Below are 18588 nucleotides of genomic sequence, written 5' to 3'. Positions count from 1 at the left end.
AGATGGGCGAGTGGACGCAGTTCTTGAGCGCAATGCTCCTTGCGCTGGTTCGCGTGAGCGGGATCATCCTGTTCGCGCCATTCTTCTCATCGCCAGCCCTACCAATGCGCACGAAAGCTGTTTTTGTGGGCGCGGTCGCCTTCCTGCTCGCTCCGCTCGTCGCCGCATTGCCGAGAGCGCATGCGGAGATCGGGTTCGGCTCTGTGATGGGTGAACTGATGGTGGGGATGGTGTACGGAATCATTCTTGCGCTTTTCAATGAAACCCTTTTGTTTGCAGGAGAGATTGTTGGGGTGCAGTTCAGCTTTTCCGCTGTGAATCTGCTCGATCCGACGTCTTCGATTCAGACATCGCTCATGAGCGACCTTTTTCAACTCATGGGAAGCCTGACGGTGATTGCAGCCGGCCTGGATCGCATTGTGCTCGCGTCGATGGCACGGAGTTTCCGCGCAGTACCGCTCGGGAGTTACGTGCTGCTTCCCGTAACTTCACATGCAATCGTTCAGGCCGCCAGCGGAATTTTCCTGGCAGCGGTGGAGCTCGCAGCTCCGGTGCTTGCAGCCACGATGCTCGTCGAGATCGCCGTGGCGCTGATGAGCAGACTAAGCCCTCAGCTTCCAGTGATGTCATTGACCGTTCCCTTGAAGACCATCGCAGGGTTTGGTGTTCTGACGGGATCGCTGGCATTGTGGCCCAGATTCATCGAGGCGCGATTCGCGGCTTTACTTGACATGGCGGAGCACCTGCTGCAGCTCGCACCTGCGGCCGCCGCGAACGGAATGAAGGGCTAAGTGCCGAACGATCGCACTGAACAGGCAACTCCTCAGCGACGCGAGAAGGCGCGAAAGCAAGGAGATGTTCTGCGCAGCCGTGAGCTGGCTTCGGCCGCGGGAACTCTGGCTGGGGTTCTGTGCATGGGACTCTTCGGAAGCAGGATGGTGGATGCATTCCGCTCTTTCCTGATGGCCGCGTTTGACAGCGCATCGGGAGGCTCAACTCGCGAAGCGGGAATGCAGAACCTGATTCTGGGTCTGCGCGCACCGCTAATTCAATCGTGCATTCCGGTCGCGATCATCATGACAACGATCGTGGGTGCATCGTTGTTGTGCAGCATCTTGCAGGGCGGGGGTGTACAGGTGAGCGGGGCTGCTCTCGGTTTTCGTTTCGACCGAATCAATCCCGCGACGAACGCGAAGAACGTGTTCTCACTTCGAGCAGCTTCGCGCGTCGGCAAATCAATCATACCGGCAATGATTCTAGCGATCGTTGCTGTTCAGCGCATTGCGCATCAACTTTCGATTCCACCTTTCTCGACGAAACGCCTCGAGCTGCTCGGCGCGGACGTTTACGGCCTGCTTGCTGCAACCGCATGGGTTCTGCTGGGCTGGGCGCTGATTGACTACATCGTGGAGTGGAGGAGCCGAGAAGCGCGGCTGATGATGAGTCGCGAAGAGCTGAAGCAGGAATTCAAAGAGATGGAGGGCAGCCCGCAAACAAAAAGCCGAATCCGTGGACTGCAACGGCAGATGCGCCGGCGAAAGGTGAAGTCGGACGTGGGGCGCGCGGCTGTGGTTCTGACGAATCCAACGCACTATGCGGTGGCGCTCGGATTCGATTTCGGAACGATGGAAGCTCCCAGGGTTGTGGCGAAGGGGCGAAATCTGCGGGCCGAGGAGATCAAGTCGGAGGCAAGGTGGGCGGGAGTACCGATCGTGGAAAATCCGCCGCTCGCGCGCTCTCTGTACCGGTGGGTAGAGGTCGGTCAGGCGATCCCCGCAGATCTCTACGAGGCCGTCGCAGCGATTCTTGCCTATCTGTACAGACAGAGAGTGGAGGAGGAATTGCGTGAACGTCGTGCACGAAACCGGGAGAGGAACGGCACTGCACCCCACACTTCTCTGAACGTTGCTCAACAACGATCCGAAGGGAAAGAGAAGGGGAAGAAATGAGCACTGCCAGCGTCTCAATCGCGAACCCGGCCCCCGCCGGTATTCTCCTGCAATTTCGAGAGTATCTGTTGCCGATTGGCGCCATCAGCGTGATATTCGTGATGCTGGTTCCGCTCCCTGCGCCGGTTCTCGATCTTTTGCTTGCGCTCTCCATGGGAGCGTCCGTCATCGTATTTCTCTCTTCAGTCCAGATTCGTCGAGCAGTCGAACTGTCCGTTTTCCCGACGCTGTTGCTCCTGCTGACGCTGTTTCGACTCGCACTGAATCTTGCCTCAAGCCGAAGGATTCTGCTGCACGGTTCTGAGGGGACGGCGGCCGCGGGCAAGGTGATTGAAGCATTCGGTCAGTTTGTGGTGGGCGGGAATTACATTGTGGGATTCGTGCTGTTTCTGGCTCTGGTCGCAATCCAGTTCCTGGTGGTTTCGCATGGAGCGGTGCGAACGGCTGAAGTGACGGCAAGATTCACGCTGGACGCGCTGCCGGGCAAGCAGATGGCGATCGACGCGGACATGAACGCCGGGCTCATCGATGAAGCGGAGGCCAGACGCCGGCGACTCGCGATCGCGCGCGAGGCGGAGTTTTAAGGAGCGATGGATGGTGCGGCGCGCTTCAACCAGCGCGATTCGATGGCGACCATTCTGATCACGGCGATCAATATCGTAGCCGGATTGCTCATCGGAACGCTGCAGCAGGGGGTTGCAATTGGCGAGGCAGCGCGAACCTATACGGTGCTGACCGTCGGGGACGGCCTGGTGACGCTGATTCCGTCGCTGCTCGTTTCGGTTGCGGGTGGAATCACGCTGACACGAGCGAACTCCGCTGCGTTGCTCGGGACCGAAATCCGGCAACAGCTTTTCGCGCGTCCCTCTACGCTGTACGTTGCAGGTGGAGTGTGTGCAGCGATGTGTTTAATCCCGGGACTGCCGGGCGCGACATTTCTGCTGGTGGGCGGTGGGCTGGTCTGGGCGGGAAGAAGAATGGCCAAGGAGCCGGTGAAAGGATCGGCTTCGGAGGATGGGGCGATTGAGAAGCAGAAGAAGCCAGAGCAGGCGCCTTCTGCGGATCTCGCAGGACTGTTGCGCGTCGAGGAACTGACGCTCGAGATCGGATTCCAGTTGATCCCCCTGGTGGACGAGAAGCAAGGCGGGACACTTCTGAACCGCGTACGTGCCCTGCGGCGTCACCTGTCTGCAGAGATGGGATTTCTTATACCTCCTGTGCACATCTCAGATAACCTTCGTCTCCATCCGCGAGAGTACGTGATCTCGCTGAGAGGAATCGAGGTAGCGCGGTGGCAACTGGATGGCGGGCAGGTTCTGGCGGTGTCCGCCGATCCAAATCGCCGTCCGCTGCCGGGACGGGAGACGCGGGATCCGGCATTCGGAGTACCGGCAACCTGGATTTCGCCCGCACTGGAGGAGCAGGCAGTTGCAGCCGGCTATTCGGTCGTTGATGGAGTGACAGTCATGACGACCCACCTCGGGGAAATGATCCGGCGGCATGCACATGAACTTCTGGGCAGGGCTGAAGCCAAGCGGCTGATGGATTCGCTCAATGAGAGCCATCCGAAACTGCTGGAGGAACTGGTTCCGAAGCTGCTTACGCTGGGCGAGGTGAACCGGGTCCTCGAGCAGCTGCTTCGGGAACGAGTTTCGATCCGAGACTTGGGAACCATCCTGGAGACCCTGCTTGAGACGGCTGCGGTCAACAAAAACCTTGTGGTGCTCGTGGAGGGTGTTCGCCAGGCGCTTGGACGACGGCTGGTTGCACCGTTGTTGGACTCGGACGGGCAACTGCCCGTGCTCTTACTGGATCCTGCGCTCGAGGAGGAGATCGTGGAGGCTCTTTCGCCGGACAGTTCTCATCGTCTGTTGTCCGGGAAGTCGAGTTCCGGAGTTCCTCTAGTCCGGCGTCTGATCGATTCTTTGAGATCTCTTATAAGTTCTACGCACAATTCGGCACTCCCTGTGCTCCTTTGTCCGAGTCCGGCTCGCTATCACGTAAAGCGATGGCTGGAACCGCTTATACCCATGCTGGCGGTGGTTGCCGCGGCGGAGATTCCGCCAGAGATACGGCTGAGACCCGCGGGAACTGTCCGTTGATGTGGGGGACTGGAGACAAGCGAATGGCGACAAGTTCAGAGTTGCGGGGGCCTTCGCAGGCTAGACGGATTGCGAGCCCATATCCGGGGGATCTGCCGCAAACCGCTATCGCGGGGGAAGACGAGAGACTGCTTCTGGAACACCTGCCGATCGTGCGTTTTCTGGCGCGCCGCATCCACGAGCGCCTTCCGCAACATGTGGAGATGGAGGACCTGGTCTCCGCAGGCGTGCTGGGCCTGATGGACGCCTTCACAAAATTCGATCCGCAGAAGAAGGTTCAATTCCGCAGTTATGCGCAATTTCGAATCAGGGGAGCGATTCTCGACAGTCTACGCACGCTTGACTGGAGTCCGCGAGATCTGCGGCGAAAAGGGAGGGCGGTGGAAGAGGCAATCAGTTTGCTCACCGGCCGGCTTGGGCGGGCTCCAACCGAAGCGGAGATCGCAGCAGAACTGCGAATCAGCGTTGAAGACTACCAGACACTTCTCGGAGATCTCAAGGGCCTTGAGATCGGCACGCTTCACGCGGAGCACAACGAGGATTCGGGGGAGGAGGAGCTGGCGTATGTACCCGGACGGCCTGACGAAGATCCGCTCTTCTGCTGCCTACGTGGAGAACTTAGAGAGAAACTGACCGAAGCAATCGAGGGTTTGCCCGAGAGGGAGCGTTTGGTAATGACACTCTACTACTACGAGGAGTTGACGATGAGAGAGATCGGACTGGCGCTGGGAGTTGTGGAATCTCGTGTTTCGCAGATCCACTCTTCTGCGGTAGTGCACCTGAGAGCAGCTCTGCGGGAATTCTCAAAGCCGAAACGGAAAGCTACCGCGCAGTCCCTATCTGATTGAGACGCGCGTACTGGTGAAGGGCAAAGGATAGCTGCATGGAAAAGTTGCTGAAGCAGGATGAGATCGACGCGTTGTTCCGTGCTGCACGGGCTTCTTCTCCGGAGCCAGCGAGCGGTTCCGCTGCTGTGCGCGCCGCGGTAGCATACAACTTTGCGCGCGCGGGACAGATCTCAAATGAGCAATTGCGAGCGATCAGCATGCTCAATGATTTGTTTGCGCGCAATCTCACACACAACCTGGCGGCTTGGCTCCGCTGCCGTTTCCAAGTCAACCTCGTATCGGCGGAGCAGATTCCATTCAGCGAGTTCCTCATGCGCATCCCGGAGATCAGCTATGTAACATCGGTGCGGCTGGAGCCCCTTGGAGCGCTCTCGATTTTGCAACTCGACCTGGGACTGGCTCCCCCGATCATCGACCTGTTGCTGGGGGGGAATGGGAAAGAAGGGCCACTGCGAGAACTTACCGACATAGAAGAAGCTATTCTCGGGAGCGTCGTCGAGATTATCTGCCGGGAATTGACGTCCGCCTGGCAGTCCGTCGGTCTGAGCTTCAACTTTGAAAAGCGCCAGATGCAGACTCAGGTAGCACGCATCATGTCGGTGAATGAAAAGACGCTCTGCCTGACCTTCGAGATCCGAATGCCGCAGGGCTCAGGTCTGCTGAATCTTGCGTTTCCGGCAGTTGTGGCAAACACGATTCTGCGGCGTCTGACGACCGACTGGGGTCGTCGCCACCGCCACTCTCCTGAGACGCGCGCTCGAATCCGGGCTGCGGCGGGGAGAATCCGTCTCGGTGCATCTGTCCAACTGCCGAGTGTACGCATTGCGACACGTGAGATCGAATCGTTGCGAGAAGGCGATGTGCTGCGTCTTGGAATCTCAACCGCAGTCGCTGCGGAGTGGCGGGTTGGAGGTCAGGAACTGGGAACGGTGGAGGTGGTGCAGCATGGCACTCACCGTGGAGGCCGCCTGCAGGAATTGAATAGGGCCGGAGAGCATGAACACGTTTCTTGATTGCTGGATATCGGTAGCGGGATCGCTTCTTCCGCAGGCGTTAGCCGGCGAGCCCAGTTTTGTGGAGGCCAGCGATAGTGGCGCCCGGCCGACCGGCGAACTCGCGTTTACTGCGCAGGTAGAAGGAGAAGTCGAGGGCAGATTTACTGTCTCCCTTGACGCCCTCATCCTCGAAGCGGCTCTGCTGGGACAGGGCCCGGAGCAAACAACGTCTTGGGGCGAACTGCTGCGAGAAGTGGCAGAAGCAGCGGCCGGCGAGTTGCTGGCCACGGCGGGGAAGAAATGCCAGGTCACTTCTTTCAGTACAGGGAAAGCAGGAGCGACAGCGAGCCGTGTATTTCAGTTGAAGACGACCGAACGGTCCTGGTGTGTTTCCGTCTACGACGGACTCACGGCCCGGAAGCTTCAGGAGAGCGGGTCCATCAGTGCGGAAAGCCACAGCGAGGTTGTCGCAAAGCCAGAGCTCAGTCCCGGAGTCGAGCTTCTGCTCGATGTCGAGTTGGAAGCTGCTTTGCGATTTGGGTGTTGCGAGATGCCGTTGGGCGAAATTCTTGAATTGGGCCCGGGCGATGTTGTGGAACTCGACCGGCAGGTTACTGATCCCGTGGACCTGATCGTTGGAAACAAGATTGTGGCGCGTGGAGCCGTGGTTCTGGTCGACGGGAACTTTGGACTCCGAGTTACCGAGGTTGCTGCACCGCAGAAACGGCTGGAGAGCATACGATGCCTATTCTGAGGTTAGGTAGCACACAGCCCTTGTCAGCACGCATGGATGGAGATTGGCAGCCGACACCGATCCGTTGGGGAGCGGACGCAGATAGAAGTTCGGCGCTGATCCGGCACTGTTCGAATCCCGCATGCCGCTCTGGCTGGCTTCAACTGTTTCGCAGTCGAAAGCGCCCATTGTTTGAAGGGGGCTGGCTATGCTCTCCGGAATGCACCCTGGCACGTCTCCAACTCGCTGTCAGTCGAGAACTTGGGGACTGGGTACAGGAAGCGAAGCCGTACCACCACAGAGTTCCGCTTGGGCTCCTCATGCTTGAACAAGGCTGGATCACCAGCAGCCAGTTGCGACGAGCAGTCGAAGCGCAAAGGAAAGAAGGTCAATTCCGAATTGGCGAATGGCTTATTCGCCAGGGCGCGACGACGGAGGCGCTTGTCTGCCGAGCATTGAGTATCCAGTGGGGGTGTCCGGCTCTTCCAATGGGGAACGGCGGACTGACGGCCAGTTACCAGGTTCTCCCGCGAACTCTCCTGGAAGCGTTCGGAGCGCTGCCTCTAGTAGATGCAACGGGGAAGTTCTTGTACCTCGGCTTTGAACAATGCGTGGATACGGCACTTGTGTTTGCTCTTGAGAGGATGACGGCCAGAAAAGTAGAAGGCGGGATCGTGCCGTCTTCTTCTCACCGCTTCGCGATGCAATCGATTGAGGCAGAAGCTTTCCCGGAAGTACAAGTAGGTGAAGCGGCTTCCGAATCAGCTGCGGCCCACCTTTTGACGAAGTCACTCGAGCGTGCTCAGCCAGTCTCTTCGCGGCTGGTACGAGTGCACGACTGGTTGTGGCTACGGATGCTAACAGAGCCCGGTCATGCGGTACCGATGAAGACCGCTTCGATCCGAGACGTCGTATGCAAAGGAGGCCCTCTGAGGTGAAGGCGGGGCGCAACCTGCCGATAAGAGCAGCAGGGGGAAGCGAGCATGCCTGAGGTTCAAGCCCTGATTGTGGATGACTCGTCGGTGATGCGCAAGATCGTAGAAAGGTCACTGCGCCAGGCCGGCCTCGAGTCGCTGATCGTAGTAGAGGCAGGGTCGGGCGTGGAAGGACTCGAGGTCTTGAGGTCGAGGCGGGTGGATCTTATTCTTTCCGACATCAACATGCCTGCAATGGACGGGTTGGAATTCGTGCGGCAGTTGCGGAAGCAGCAGTTGGCGGAGGGTGTTCCTGTGGTGATGATCACCACCGAATCCAGCGAGGAACATGTGAAGCAGGCGATTGAAGCCGGTGCCATCGGGTATATCCGCAAGCCGTTCACTGCGGACCAGGTAAAGCAGAAGGTGTTGTCGCTTTTGCCGAAGGCGTGATTAGCAATTATGACACTCAACGGGGTTCGACAGAACGCGCACGGGATGCGGGCTCAGTGTCGGGCAGAAGATGAGGAGCGTTCAATGACACTGAGTCTTCGGGATTCAGCGCATCTTATATCCGATCCAGAAAACCTGAAATCGAGTGTTCTGGAAGTGTTTGACATGATGCTCGGAGTGCCGCGTGAGGCAATGCGATCGCGTGAATCGGAGAGCGACCTGGCAGGCGCTGAATCCGTAACTGCAGTAGTGGGTTTTGGCGGGATTCTGAGTGGGGCATGCGTGATCACGTGCGACGAATCGAGCGCACGGCAGATTGCTAGCCGCATGACCGGCATGGAATTCGAAAGTCTTGACGACGTGGTGAAGGATGCGGTGGGAGAGCTGTGCAACATGGTGGCCGGCACCTGGAAGAGCAAGGTCCCCGACTTGGCATCCAGCTGTGGATTGTCAGTTCCCGCGGTAATCTCGGGGCGAGATTATAACCTTCATATGCAGAGTCCGGAGTTCAGTTTGGTACAAATGTTCACATTCGATGGCACGGATTTCCGGGTTTCAATCGTCTGCGATGAGTTGCTGTAAGAGAGAGTTAAGCCGCTGCACCGCCATGTGAGGCGTGTAGGCGAACGCGGTTGGTTTCGCCGAATGTGAGTTTTCTCTTAGATCTGACCGATCCCTTTGGCCACCTTTCTGCTCCTCCTCCTCTACGAAGGAGCAGACTTGGACAGCGGATATTATGCGGCAGTATCGGGATGGGTGGCGCGCGCTCAGGCCTTGGACCAGGCCGCAGCCAACCTGGCCAATGCGCGGACGCCGGGTTTCCGCGCCGAGCGCGAGTACTTTCGGTCCTATCTCGCTGAGCAGAGGGAACCTTCCCAGGTCGGACAAGCTGTCAATGAATTTGGATTGCTCGGAGGCTCTCAGCTGAGCGGGGCACAGGGGCCCATGCAGCATACGGGCAATCCTTTGGATCTCGCAATCGAAGGCGATGGCTTTTTTGCTGTCCAGACCGCGAACGGACTGCGGTTCACGAGGGACGGAAGTTTCCACCGTTCTCAGGCAGGATTGCTGGTGACCGCAGCGGGGGAACCAGTGCTTTCGCATTCGAAACAGTCGATTCCTACGCCTCCGGGGCAGATTTCCGTGGGAGCCGATGGAGCGCTCTCGGTCGACGGCGCGGTTTTCGCGAGTGTCGGCGTCTTCGGTTTCCCACAAGGAACCCAGTCGTTTAAGGCAGAAGGAGCAAACCGGTATGCAGCTCCTGAGGGCGCTTCTATCGGGGCGCCCAAGGCATACGTAATCCGTCAAGGAGAACTCGAGGGCGCGAATCAGGACGCGATTCAAGGCTCACTCGACCTGCTGGTGATGCAGCGGCAGGCCGAGATGATGCAAAAAGCTCTGATGGTGTTCCATACGGAGTTCAATAAGACGGCTACCGAGGACCTACCCAAGGTTTAGAGATCACAGGAGCAAGCCATGATTCGAGCGCTGTACACGGCGGCAAGTGGTATGACCGCCCAGCAGATGAACCTGGATACGATTGCAAACAATCTGGCCAATTCATCGACGACTGGATTCAGACAGTTGCGGCTGCAATTCCAGGACATGATCTATCAAAATCTGGTGACCCCGGGAGCAGCACAAAGCCAATCCACAGTATCTGCCGGTCTGCAGATCGGGCTGGGAACGAAGTCGGCTGCTACCGAGATGATCATGAGCCAGGGCGCTCTCAACCAGACATCGAATCCGCTGGATATTGCCATTGAGGGCCCCGGCTTCTTTCAAGTTCAACGACCGGACGGAACAGTTGCGTATACACGAGCGGGGCAGTTTCACCTGAATAACCAGGGGACGATCGTCACGACGGACGGAGACCCGGTCGTGCCGAACATCACGATTCCAGCGAATGCGACGGCGGTGACGATCACGCAATACGGCGTGGTCAATGCGACGCTTTCTGGACAGCAGAATCCGTCTCAGCTTGGGCAACTGCAGCTCGCGACATTTCCGAATCCGGGAGGGCTGGAGAGTATGGGATCGAATCTTCTGCGCTCGACCCTGAGTTCCGGCGATCCAGTACTCGGCAACCCTGGCGGGACAGAGGGTCTCGGGAGTTTGCAGCAAGGTTATCTGGAGAACTCGAACGTCGATGTCGTTACCGAGTTCGTGCAGATGGTGCTGGCTCAGCGCGCCTACGAATCGAATTCAAAGGTGATCAAAGCAGCGGATGACATGTATTCGCAGGTAAACAACCTCTCCCGTTAGGAGCAACCGATGCGCAGTAAGCAAGCAATACGCGTCATGTTGATCGGCGTCGGCCTCCTGCAATCGCCCACGACAGCCATCAGTGAAGTTCAAGGAGAACGGCAATCCCGGCAAGTGACTCCAGCAACGAAGGCTGCTGACCGCGCGGCCGATGGCTTGCTCGTTTGCGATCCGACGACCGGCACCCTCTGGAAGGTTGGTAGGGATTTCCGGCACCCGGGCGGCCCGGGGAAGATGGTCGAAGTCGGCATCGGGGCAAGGGCGAACGGCCGTCAAGTGCTTGTTCGAAACGGGGAACTACTACGCGTGTCGCGAAGCAGCCCACTTGTGCAAGCCGATCTGGGTGCGACTGCTTTGACCAGCGGGTCATACGGCGATTGGATTAGAGTACGAATTCAAGTTTCGGGCCAAGTTGTGCGCGCCCGGATTGTATCTCCGGGCGGAGCTGTTCTGGCTGATACACGTGAGGCGCTCGAATGAGATATCCCTACGGGAGCATCATCATTTTTCTTTCGACTCTCTGGATCTTCGGTGCGCCGCAGACCGCTCATGGAGCAAGAAAAGCGCAGCCGTTGAGCAAGACGGCTCCTGAGCAGGCTCTGCGGTCGTATGTGGAGCGCGTGAGAGCGCAACACGCAGCAGAGGTAGCTACGCCGGGATCAATCTGGAGCGCGGAGGGACGGCTCGTGCGGCTCGGTACAGATGCCAAGGCGGCGCGCATGCACGACGTGGTCTCGATCGTGGTGATTGAGAGCCTTGCAGCTTCTACCGACGGACAGGTAAAGAATGTTCGCGCATCAAATGCGAGCTCGAGTGTCTCCTCACTGTTTGGAGCGCTGAAAGCATCGAACAGCCTCTCAAACCTGGTCGGGCAGAATTCTTCCTCGGGCTTGACGGCACAGGGACAAAGCACTACGAACTCAAGTGTTTCGACGACCTTCGGAGGTGAGGTCGTGGAGGTGCTTCCTAACGGGATGCTTGTGGTGCAGGCCACACGGCAGCTGACATTTTCACAGCAGACGCAGGTAATCAAGTTGAGAGGACTAGTGCGACCTGAAGATGTGAGCGCCCAGAACCAGGTGCTATCTACAGCGATGACGGATCTGGAGCTTGAGGTCACGGGGAAAGGCATTGTAAGCGACTCCACGTATCGCCAGAACCCGCTTGTTCGCTGGCTAGAGAGGCTGCTGGTGTTCTAGGGAATACCCGAGAATGATTTCGATGAGAAACATGAAAACAGCCAGTGCAATGGATGGGTCTTTCGCGCCTCTCGTGCTTTTTTCACTTTCCTTATTTTGCTATCGGGTGAGCGCAGGTGGTTTGGCAATGATTCTGGGCTGGACGTTGGCCTGTGCCGGCCTTGCGAATGCGAGGCCGGCGCACGGAGTGCCACCGGGACGTTTCGCTCGCGTAAAGGACGTTGCGACGATCGAGGGCATTCGCGACAACCAGTTGGTCGGGTACGGACTGATCGTGGGATTGCGGGGAACGGGAGACAGTTCGCAGACGGTATTTCCGGCACAAACGCTGATCTCGGCTTTGGAGCGTATGGGAGTGACGGTCCCCCAAACCGGCTCGAACAGTGCCAGCAACATGCAGGTGAAGAATACGGCGGCGGTATTCGTGGTGGCGACCCTGCCTCCGTTCAGCCGTCCCGGGTTTCGAGTCGATGTAACGGCGTCCTCGGCAGGCGATGCGCGATCGCTCGAAGGAGGAATTCTCTTGATGACGCCACTGTATGGCCCGGATGGACAGATCTACGCTCAGGCTCAAGGCGCGGTTGTTCTGGGGGGTTACATGAGCAGCGCCGGAGGGAGTTCACGGCAGCTGAACCACCCGACGACGGCCAGGATACCAGGAGGAGCCGTGGTGGAGCGGCCGGTCGGGTTTGAAGTGAAGCAGCTGCGGACGGTGAGCCTGATCCTTAACGACGCCGACTTTCATACAGCGGAAAAGATGGCCGGAGCCGTGAATCTCGCGATCGGAAGCAATCGGGCCCGCGCCATCGACAGCAGGCGCGTCGAAGTCGTGCCGGAAGGGAATGAAGATATCGCCTCTCTGATTGACAGAGTTGAAGAGGTGGAGGTGGAAGTATTCCCGCGCGCACGGGTGGTGGTAAACGAGAGGACGGGCACGGTGGTGATCGGAGGGACAGTAAGGCTGCTTCCAGTATCGATCTTGCAGGGTGGCCTGGCCGTAAACGTGCAATCAGAGTTCCAGGTTTCCCAGCCTCCTGCGCTCTCAGGTGGAACAACACTGGCGGTGGAGCGGGAACGCGTGGATGCGCAAGACAAGCCCGTGAATCGCATCATGTTGAAGCAGGGCGCGACAGTAGAGGACCTTGTGCAGGAACTGCAGCAGATTGGAGCAGGCGCGAGGGAGGTGATTGCGATCCTTCAGGCTATGAAGGAAGCGGGTGCACTCGAGGCAGATCTGGAGGTTCTCTAATGCTGAGCGTAAGAGACGCCGGCTACGGTGCGCGAATTGAGATCGCGAAAGCCGAGCCGCGACTCATCAATGCAGCACAGGAATTCGAAGCCCAGATGATGAAAGAGATGATCCGTCCTCTCACGCGGTTCGACGGGTTGGGTGATGAAACGTCGGACGGGGCGCTGGCAGATTTTGGAGGCGAGATGTTCGGACAGGCTTTGAGCCGGACTGGAGGATTCGGGATTGCTGACCGGATTATTGCAGGCCTCTCCCGAAATGGCACAGGTGACAACAGTGCAATTGTTCCTGGAAAACTTTAGGATTCCGGTGTGTTTGCGCTAACGTTATCCGACGTGGAGCCGATGAATCCGCCTAGGAGGGTTCCGTATGGAGATCCGAAACAACGCTGAGGCACTGAAGACGCTTCTGGGGGTTCGTTCAAGCGAGGCGGCGAAGGGCGTCAGGCTTAAAGATTCAGAGTCAAGCAAACCGCAGACCGCATTCACTGGTGATGAGGCCACGCTGAGCGGGATCGGCGCCGCGATGCAGAGTAGTGCGGGACAGGACGGCGTAAGGCTTGACAAAGTCGCTGCCATCCAGCAGGCACTGGCTTCGGGAAGCTATAAGGTGGAGCCATCCAAGGTTGCTGATAAGGTGGTGGACGCGATGCTCGGCGCCAACTTGCGCGGCGAAGGGGAATAGGCGGAGCATCGATGACCTTGGCGCAACCGAGCATGAAGGGACTAGTCGAAGAAGCAGGGCGTGCGCTGGCGCGATGTGACAATGTGCTACTGGAGGAGATCCTTGCCCAGATTAGCGCTTTGAGTGGAAACATTCCAGAGTCAGGGGCAGACCCGGACCGTGACCTGAAGACAGAGACAGCTGCGTTTGCCAGCGTGCTTGCCGTCACTGGGGACAACAGGAGATTCCTACACCGTTCGAGAACGAAGCGGTCGGTGCATCTTGAATATCGGCCTTTCGCGGTACTTGAGGAAGGTGGGGCACAGGATTGAGATGGGGACGATCAGCTCAGCCTTATATCTTGTTACGGGCGCGCTGGAGGCAGATCAATCAGCGCTGGATGTGGTTGCAAACAATGTTGCCAATGCCAACACGCCCGGATACACGCGCGAGGTTCCAAACTGGAGCGAGAATGCTCCGGTAGAGATCAATGGAGTGTCCTATGGAACTGGGGTAAGCCAGACCGGCCCGACCTCGGTGCGCGACCGAATTCTGGAACAGAGAGTGGCGCAGCAACAGCAAGTTGCATCGGCCTCTGCTGCCCGGCTAACTGCTTTACGTTCCGCAGAGAGGCTCTTCCCTCCTGCTTCAGGATCTTCGAGCTCAATGGCAGGGGACATCGGAAGCGACATCACGGCATTCTTTGATTCGTTCGCTTCTCTTGAAGCGAATCCTACGGACATGTCATTGCGATCCCAGGTGCTTGCGAGCGCGCGGACATTGGCTGGGGACATGTCGAATGCAGCAGCGAGCCTGAATGGGCAAAGGAACTCGCTAGATCAGCAAGCTTCCAGCATAACGATTCAGGTGAACTCGCTCACGGCGGCAATTGCGAAGCTCAATTTGGAGATCGAAGGAAATTCGCCAGATCGGGACGGCGGGAGCCTGGAGGACGAACGCCAGTCGGACTTATTGAAGCTTTCTCAGTTGATCGGAATCAACCAGATCAGGACAGAAAACAATGGAACCTCGATTACGACAGCGACCGGAGAGATGCTGGTTTCAGAGGGCACCAGCTACACCATCGCGACTGGATTTGTGAATGGTATGACCCGGTTTTTTCTTGGCAGCACCGATATTACTGCAGATCTGACCGGGAGCGGGGGGGAGTTGGGTGGTCTTCTTACCGCACGAGATCAGGACTTGCCGCAGATTATCGAGCAGCTGGACCAACTCGCATACGGAATTTCGAAGCAGACCAACGCATTGAACAACGGTGGAACAGATCTGAACGGCAATAGCGGGACCGCAGCAAATCCGCTTTACATCTTCAATGAGCCGATTACAACCACCGGCAGTGCTGCGAACATGAGCGTGTTGATGACCGACCCTTCACAAGTGGCGGCAGCAGCTGCCAATCAGGGAAGCGGAGACAATGCCAACGCCGTGGCCCTTGCAGGTCTGCGCAACGCCGGAGTAATCCGAGGGCTGACCCCATCAGGTTTCTACTCAAGTTTTGTTACGAGTCTTGGTGCCACCGTTTCACAAGTTGAGATCGAGAACACAGCAGAAAGCGCGTCCCTGACGCAATTGCAGACGGCCAGGAACGCTCTGTCCGGTGTGAATTTGAATGATGAAGCAGCTTTCATGCAGCAGTTTGAGCGAAGCTACCAGGCAGCATCTCAGATATTCGCTATCCTCAACCGGATCCTGGCTTCGGCGATCAACCTTGGCGAACAAACGACCGTCTCGTAGGACGGTGATGATCTTTTGCAAACACGTGAGCGAATGAAATGCGAGTTGATCCATCGTATGTATCGAATCTGGTAGACGCCCTCGATAGTGCCGTCAGCCGCGAGCAGCGACTGAGCAATCAAGTCGCGAGTGGGGTGCGAATCGGCGCGATCTCGGACGATCCGGTTGCGGCGGGGAGAAATGCCCTCTTGTTGAACCAGATACAAGCAGACGATGCTTTCACGCAGACTTCCAGCCTCGTAACCGGCCAGCTCCAAGTGGCAGACTCAGCGTTGGGGAGTGTTGTTGGTCAGCTAAATCAGGCGATCTCGCTGGCCACGAGCGCCAACAATGGAACGAAGAACGCAAGCGATGTGAAGGCAATCGCGGGCCAATTAGCGGGAATCTTACGTGAAGTGGAATCATTGGCGAACAGCAACTATCAAGGGCAGTACATTTTCGCCGGTGGCAGGACGATGGCTCAGCCTTTTTCCACGTCCTCAGCAACCACTCCGGGCGTGACAACGTACGTCGGCGATAGCGATATTAGTTACCTGGTCACTCCGAACGGGCAGCGAATTCAGCTGAACGTCCCCGGTGATCAGATGTTTCTCGGAGCCAACAGCGTATTCGGAGTGCTGCATAGCCTGATTGCAGAGCTTTCGGGCGGCAACTTGAATCCCAGCCAAACAGCTCAGGACACAGAGGCGCTGACCGCGACGTTAAACTATGTGTCGCAACAACGAGTTCAGATCGACAACTCAATTACTCAGATTTCAGCTGCTGGTGAGGCCGTGACAAACGAGAAAACTCAGCTTGCCGCGGCACAAACAGAGCTGATGCAGGCCGATTTAGCAGAGGTGGCCACTCAGCTGTCCCTGACCAAGACACAGCAAACGGCGCTCGAAGCGGTGATCGTCCAGTTGGGTTCAGGAAGCCTATTCGACAAGCTACAGTAAACCGCGCGTTGTATTGATTTGAAGTGGATGCCACAATGCCCGGAAAGGTGAGAGGCCCAGGGTCCGGCGTGTATTCTTGTCGGGCCGAGTTCAGACTCGCGACTACACAACATGGCCCCTCTTCTCCGCTTTGCGCAATTGGTTTTCCTTATTCTGCTCACCGTCCTGACATCGGCCCTTTGTTCAAATGCGCAGACCGGGGCTGACTGGCCGGTCTACAACGGCGGCCTAGATGGCGACCACTACTCGCCGCTAACCCAGATCAATCGCGAGAACGTTCAGGCGCTGGAAAAGGCGTGGACGTACGACACGAACGAGCAGGGAAGCATCCAGACCAATCCGCTCATTGTGGGCCGAACTCTCTATGGCTACACACCGAAGGATGAGGTGATTGCTCTGGATGCCGCGACAGGAAACCTGAAGTGGAAGTTCGATTCGGGTATCGTTGCAGGTCAGCCGGCTCGAGGGCTCGTGTACTGGAATGATGGCGAGCACGGGCGCATCTATGCAGGTGTCATGAACTTTTTGTACTGCCTGGATGCGGACACAGGGCACCTCATCAACAGTTTCGGAGAAAGCGGTCACGTAGATCTTCGGAGAGGGTTGGGCATCCCGGGAGTGAAGAGCGATTTCAGCGCTCTTTCAATAGCTCTCACCACTCCTGGGGTGGTCTACAAGAACCTCATCATCGTGGGCGGGCGAAATCCGGAAGCGAAGCCTTCGCCACCCGGATATATTCAGGCCTTCGATCTCAGAACCGGGGAGCTTCGCTGGACCTTCCACACTATACCCGTGCCGGGAGAGCCTGGCTATGAGACATGGCCCAAGGAAGCATACAAAGACGCAGGCGCCGCAAATAATTGGTGCGGCATGGCACTCGATGCGGAGCGTGGAATCGTCTACGTTCCAACCGGCTCTGCCGTGATGGATTTCTACGGTGGAGATCGAGTCGGCAACGACCTCTACGCGAACAGCCTTCTGGCTCTTGATGCGAACACCGGAAAGCGAATATGGCATTTTCAGGGAGTGCACCACGATATCTGGGACCGGGACTTCCCTTCGCCTCCGGCGCTCTTCAGCATTGAGAGAGATGGCAAGAAGATCAACGGCATCGCTCAGCCAACTAAGCAGGGTTATCTCTATCTTTTCAATCGAGAGAATGGCGAGCCACTATTTCCAATCCACGAACACGCTTATCCGAAGAGCGACGTACCAGGGGAGGTGACCGCGCCAACTCAACCCAAGCCGGATCTGCCCGAGCCGTATGCGCGCCAGGAATTGAGCGAGAGCATTCTCACGTCACGAACTCCCGCTGCACACGACTGGGCATTGAAGACCTTTCACACTTTCAGAAATGGCGGGCAGTTCTATCCCTTCGCGGCGGGCCAGCAGACGGTGATCTTCCCGGGCTTCGATGGTGGGGCAGAGTGGGGTGGTCCGGCGATTGACCCGGTGCATGGGGTGATTTACATCAACGCTACAGAGATGGTGTGGACGGGAGCGATTGCACCGAGCAGCGCGCACAGCCCAGGCGAGGCGCTGTATCAGAGCCAATGCGCGATGTGCCACGGAATGGACCGAGCCGGATCGCCGCCAACCTTCCCCTCGCTCGTGAACATAAGCGGTCGGCTACCGAACGACAAAGTTGTTTCCACGATCCAGCACGGAATCGGGCGTATGCCGTCGTTCCCGGATATCAAGGGAGAACATCTGGAGTCGTTGCTGACCTACCTGCGGGGCGCTGGCGCTGCTGCGCCGCCCCGGGAGATGGAGGCTGCGCCTGCTCCACAACATACGCAGAGTTCCGCCGTGGATCCGGAGGGAGCAAAGGTATACATGGAGCAGTGTGCCACTTGTCATGGAGAAAAGCTGGAGGGAATTCAACCAGCCCCATCTCTGATTGGGATCGGCGCTCGACTGAACGCTTCGCAAGTTGCGGAAGTGGTTCAGAAGGGCAAGGGCGATATGCCTCCGGCAGATGCAAAGGGAGCTCAACTGGAGGCGCTAATGCGGTTCCTGGAGGTTGGGACGACTGTGAAACGGCAGGACGCCAATCCTGACGAGTTCTCGAACAAATACATCTTCAGCGGTTACCGGAAGTTCCTTGATCCGGATGGGTATCCGGCAATCACTCCCCCGTGGGGGACGCTCAACGCGATCGATCTGAAAACGGGCAAATATCTCTGGAAGGTACCGCTCGGCCAGTATCCAGCGTTGGCGAAACAGGGCATGGCTGACACTGGAAGCGAGAACTACGGTGGCCCGGTTGTGACTGCGAGCGGCGTACTCTTTATTGGAGCAACAGTGCACGATCACATGTTCCGAGCGTTCGATACATCGACAGGTAAGGTGCTTTGGCAGACTGAACTTCCGTTCTCCGGAGTGGCGACGCCGGCTACCTATTCTGTGGACGGCCGACAGTATGTCGTGATCGCCGCGAGCAATGCGCGAACTCCGAATGAGCCGCAGGGAGGCATGTATGTGGCATTCGCGCTACCTGCGGAAAAGGCGAAGAAGCATTGAGT

At 57.8% G+C, this 18588-nt stretch carries 17 protein-coding genes and 1 pseudogene; all 18 read left to right on the top strand.

Going from position 1 to position 18588, the window contains the following annotated elements:
* Positions 1-2: 2 nt before the first annotated feature.
* The 18 genes and pseudogenes from DHV10_RS02095 (at position 3) to DHV10_RS02000 (ending at position 18586) form a co-directional block, all read left to right on the top strand.
* Complete coding sequence (locus tag DHV10_RS02095) at positions 3-791, top strand: flagellar biosynthetic protein FliR (RefSeq protein WP_109484659.1); 789 nt, start codon at positions 3-5, stop codon at positions 789-791.
* Positions 792-1949 (top strand): EscU/YscU/HrcU family type III secretion system export apparatus switch protein, encoded by a 1158-nt coding sequence (locus DHV10_RS02090; RefSeq protein ID WP_109484658.1) that lies wholly within the window; start codon positions 792-794, stop codon positions 1947-1949.
* A pseudogene (locus DHV10_RS02085) lies at positions 1946-4051 on the top strand (flagellar biosynthesis protein FlhA). The gene DHV10_RS02090 and the pseudogene DHV10_RS02085 overlap by 4 nt, the downstream one beginning before the upstream one ends.
* A 23-nt stretch (positions 4052-4074) precedes the next feature.
* Positions 4075-4899, top strand: a complete 825-nt coding sequence (locus tag DHV10_RS02080) for a FliA/WhiG family RNA polymerase sigma factor (RefSeq protein WP_239461253.1) — start codon at positions 4075-4077, stop codon at positions 4897-4899.
* 35 nt (positions 4900-4934) lie between these two features.
* Complete coding sequence (locus DHV10_RS02075; RefSeq protein WP_109484656.1) at positions 4935-5912, top strand: flagellar motor switch protein FliM; 978 nt, start codon at positions 4935-4937, stop codon at positions 5910-5912.
* On the top strand, positions 5896-6648 hold the full coding sequence (locus tag DHV10_RS02070) for a FliM/FliN family flagellar motor switch protein (protein WP_109484655.1): 753 nt from the start codon (positions 5896-5898) through the stop codon (positions 6646-6648). Before DHV10_RS02075 ends, DHV10_RS02070 begins: the two co-directional genes overlap by 17 nt.
* Before the next feature lie 962 nt (positions 6649-7610).
* Positions 7611-7994 carry a response regulator gene (locus tag DHV10_RS02060; protein ID WP_109484653.1) on the top strand — a complete coding sequence of 128 codons (384 nt, stop codon included), beginning with the start codon at positions 7611-7613 and terminating at the stop codon, positions 7992-7994.
* An 84-nt stretch (positions 7995-8078) separates the two neighbouring features.
* Positions 8079-8576 (top strand): chemotaxis protein CheX, encoded by a 498-nt coding sequence (locus tag DHV10_RS02055; RefSeq protein WP_162601127.1) that lies wholly within the window; start codon positions 8079-8081, stop codon positions 8574-8576.
* Positions 8577-8714: 138 nt separating this feature from the next.
* Positions 8715-9452 (top strand): flagellar hook-basal body protein, encoded by a 738-nt coding sequence (locus DHV10_RS02050; protein ID WP_109485659.1) that lies wholly within the window; start codon positions 8715-8717, stop codon positions 9450-9452.
* 18 nt (positions 9453-9470) lie between these two features.
* Positions 9471-10259 (top strand): flagellar basal-body rod protein FlgG, encoded by a 789-nt coding sequence (gene flgG, locus DHV10_RS02045; protein WP_109484651.1) that lies wholly within the window; start codon positions 9471-9473, stop codon positions 10257-10259.
* A 9-nt stretch (positions 10260-10268) separates the two neighbouring features.
* On the top strand, positions 10269-10739 hold the full coding sequence (locus tag DHV10_RS28140) for a flagella basal body P-ring formation protein FlgA (protein WP_109484650.1): 471 nt from the start codon (positions 10269-10271) through the stop codon (positions 10737-10739).
* Entirely contained in the window at positions 10736-11458 is a 723-nt protein-coding gene (locus DHV10_RS02035) for a flagellar basal body L-ring protein FlgH (RefSeq protein WP_109484649.1), read from the top strand. Before DHV10_RS28140 ends, DHV10_RS02035 begins: the two co-directional genes overlap by 4 nt.
* A gap of 127 nt (positions 11459-11585) precedes the next feature.
* The gene (locus DHV10_RS02030) at positions 11586-12707 is read left to right on the top strand and encodes a flagellar basal body P-ring protein FlgI (protein WP_109484648.1); all 1122 of its coding nucleotides are present in this window, start codon (positions 11586-11588) and stop codon (positions 12705-12707) included.
* The gene (locus DHV10_RS02025) at positions 12707-13009 is read left to right on the top strand and encodes a hypothetical protein (protein WP_109484647.1); all 303 of its coding nucleotides are present in this window, start codon (positions 12707-12709) and stop codon (positions 13007-13009) included. The genes DHV10_RS02030 and DHV10_RS02025 overlap by 1 nt, the downstream gene beginning before the upstream one ends.
* Positions 13010-13076: 67 nt before the next feature.
* Positions 13077-13391: a flagellar biosynthesis anti-sigma factor FlgM gene (gene flgM / locus DHV10_RS02020; protein ID WP_109484646.1), complete on the top strand. Its 315-nt coding sequence runs from the start codon at positions 13077-13079 to the stop codon at positions 13389-13391.
* 312 nt (positions 13392-13703) lie between these two features.
* Positions 13704-15125, top strand: coding sequence for a flagellar hook-associated protein FlgK (gene flgK / locus DHV10_RS02010; protein ID WP_109484644.1), 1422 nt, complete (start codon positions 13704-13706; stop codon positions 15123-15125).
* Between the two features lie 38 nt (positions 15126-15163).
* A complete protein-coding gene (locus DHV10_RS02005) occupies positions 15164-16063 on the top strand; it encodes a flagellin N-terminal helical domain-containing protein (RefSeq protein WP_109484643.1) in 900 nt (299 codons plus the stop codon).
* Positions 16064-16174: 111 nt separating this feature from the next.
* Complete coding sequence (locus DHV10_RS02000; RefSeq protein ID WP_109484642.1) at positions 16175-18586, top strand: c-type cytochrome; 2412 nt, start codon at positions 16175-16177, stop codon at positions 18584-18586.
* Positions 18587-18588 lie beyond the last annotated feature (2 nt).

Origin of the sequence: Occallatibacter savannae (assembly GCF_003131205.1) — a bacterium.
In the GTDB taxonomy this organism is placed as follows: domain Bacteria; phylum Acidobacteriota; class Terriglobia; order Terriglobales; family Acidobacteriaceae; genus Telmatobacter; species Telmatobacter savannae.
The sequence above is the reverse complement of the archived record's forward strand: the minus strand, read 5'-3'. Positions and strand labels throughout refer to the sequence as shown.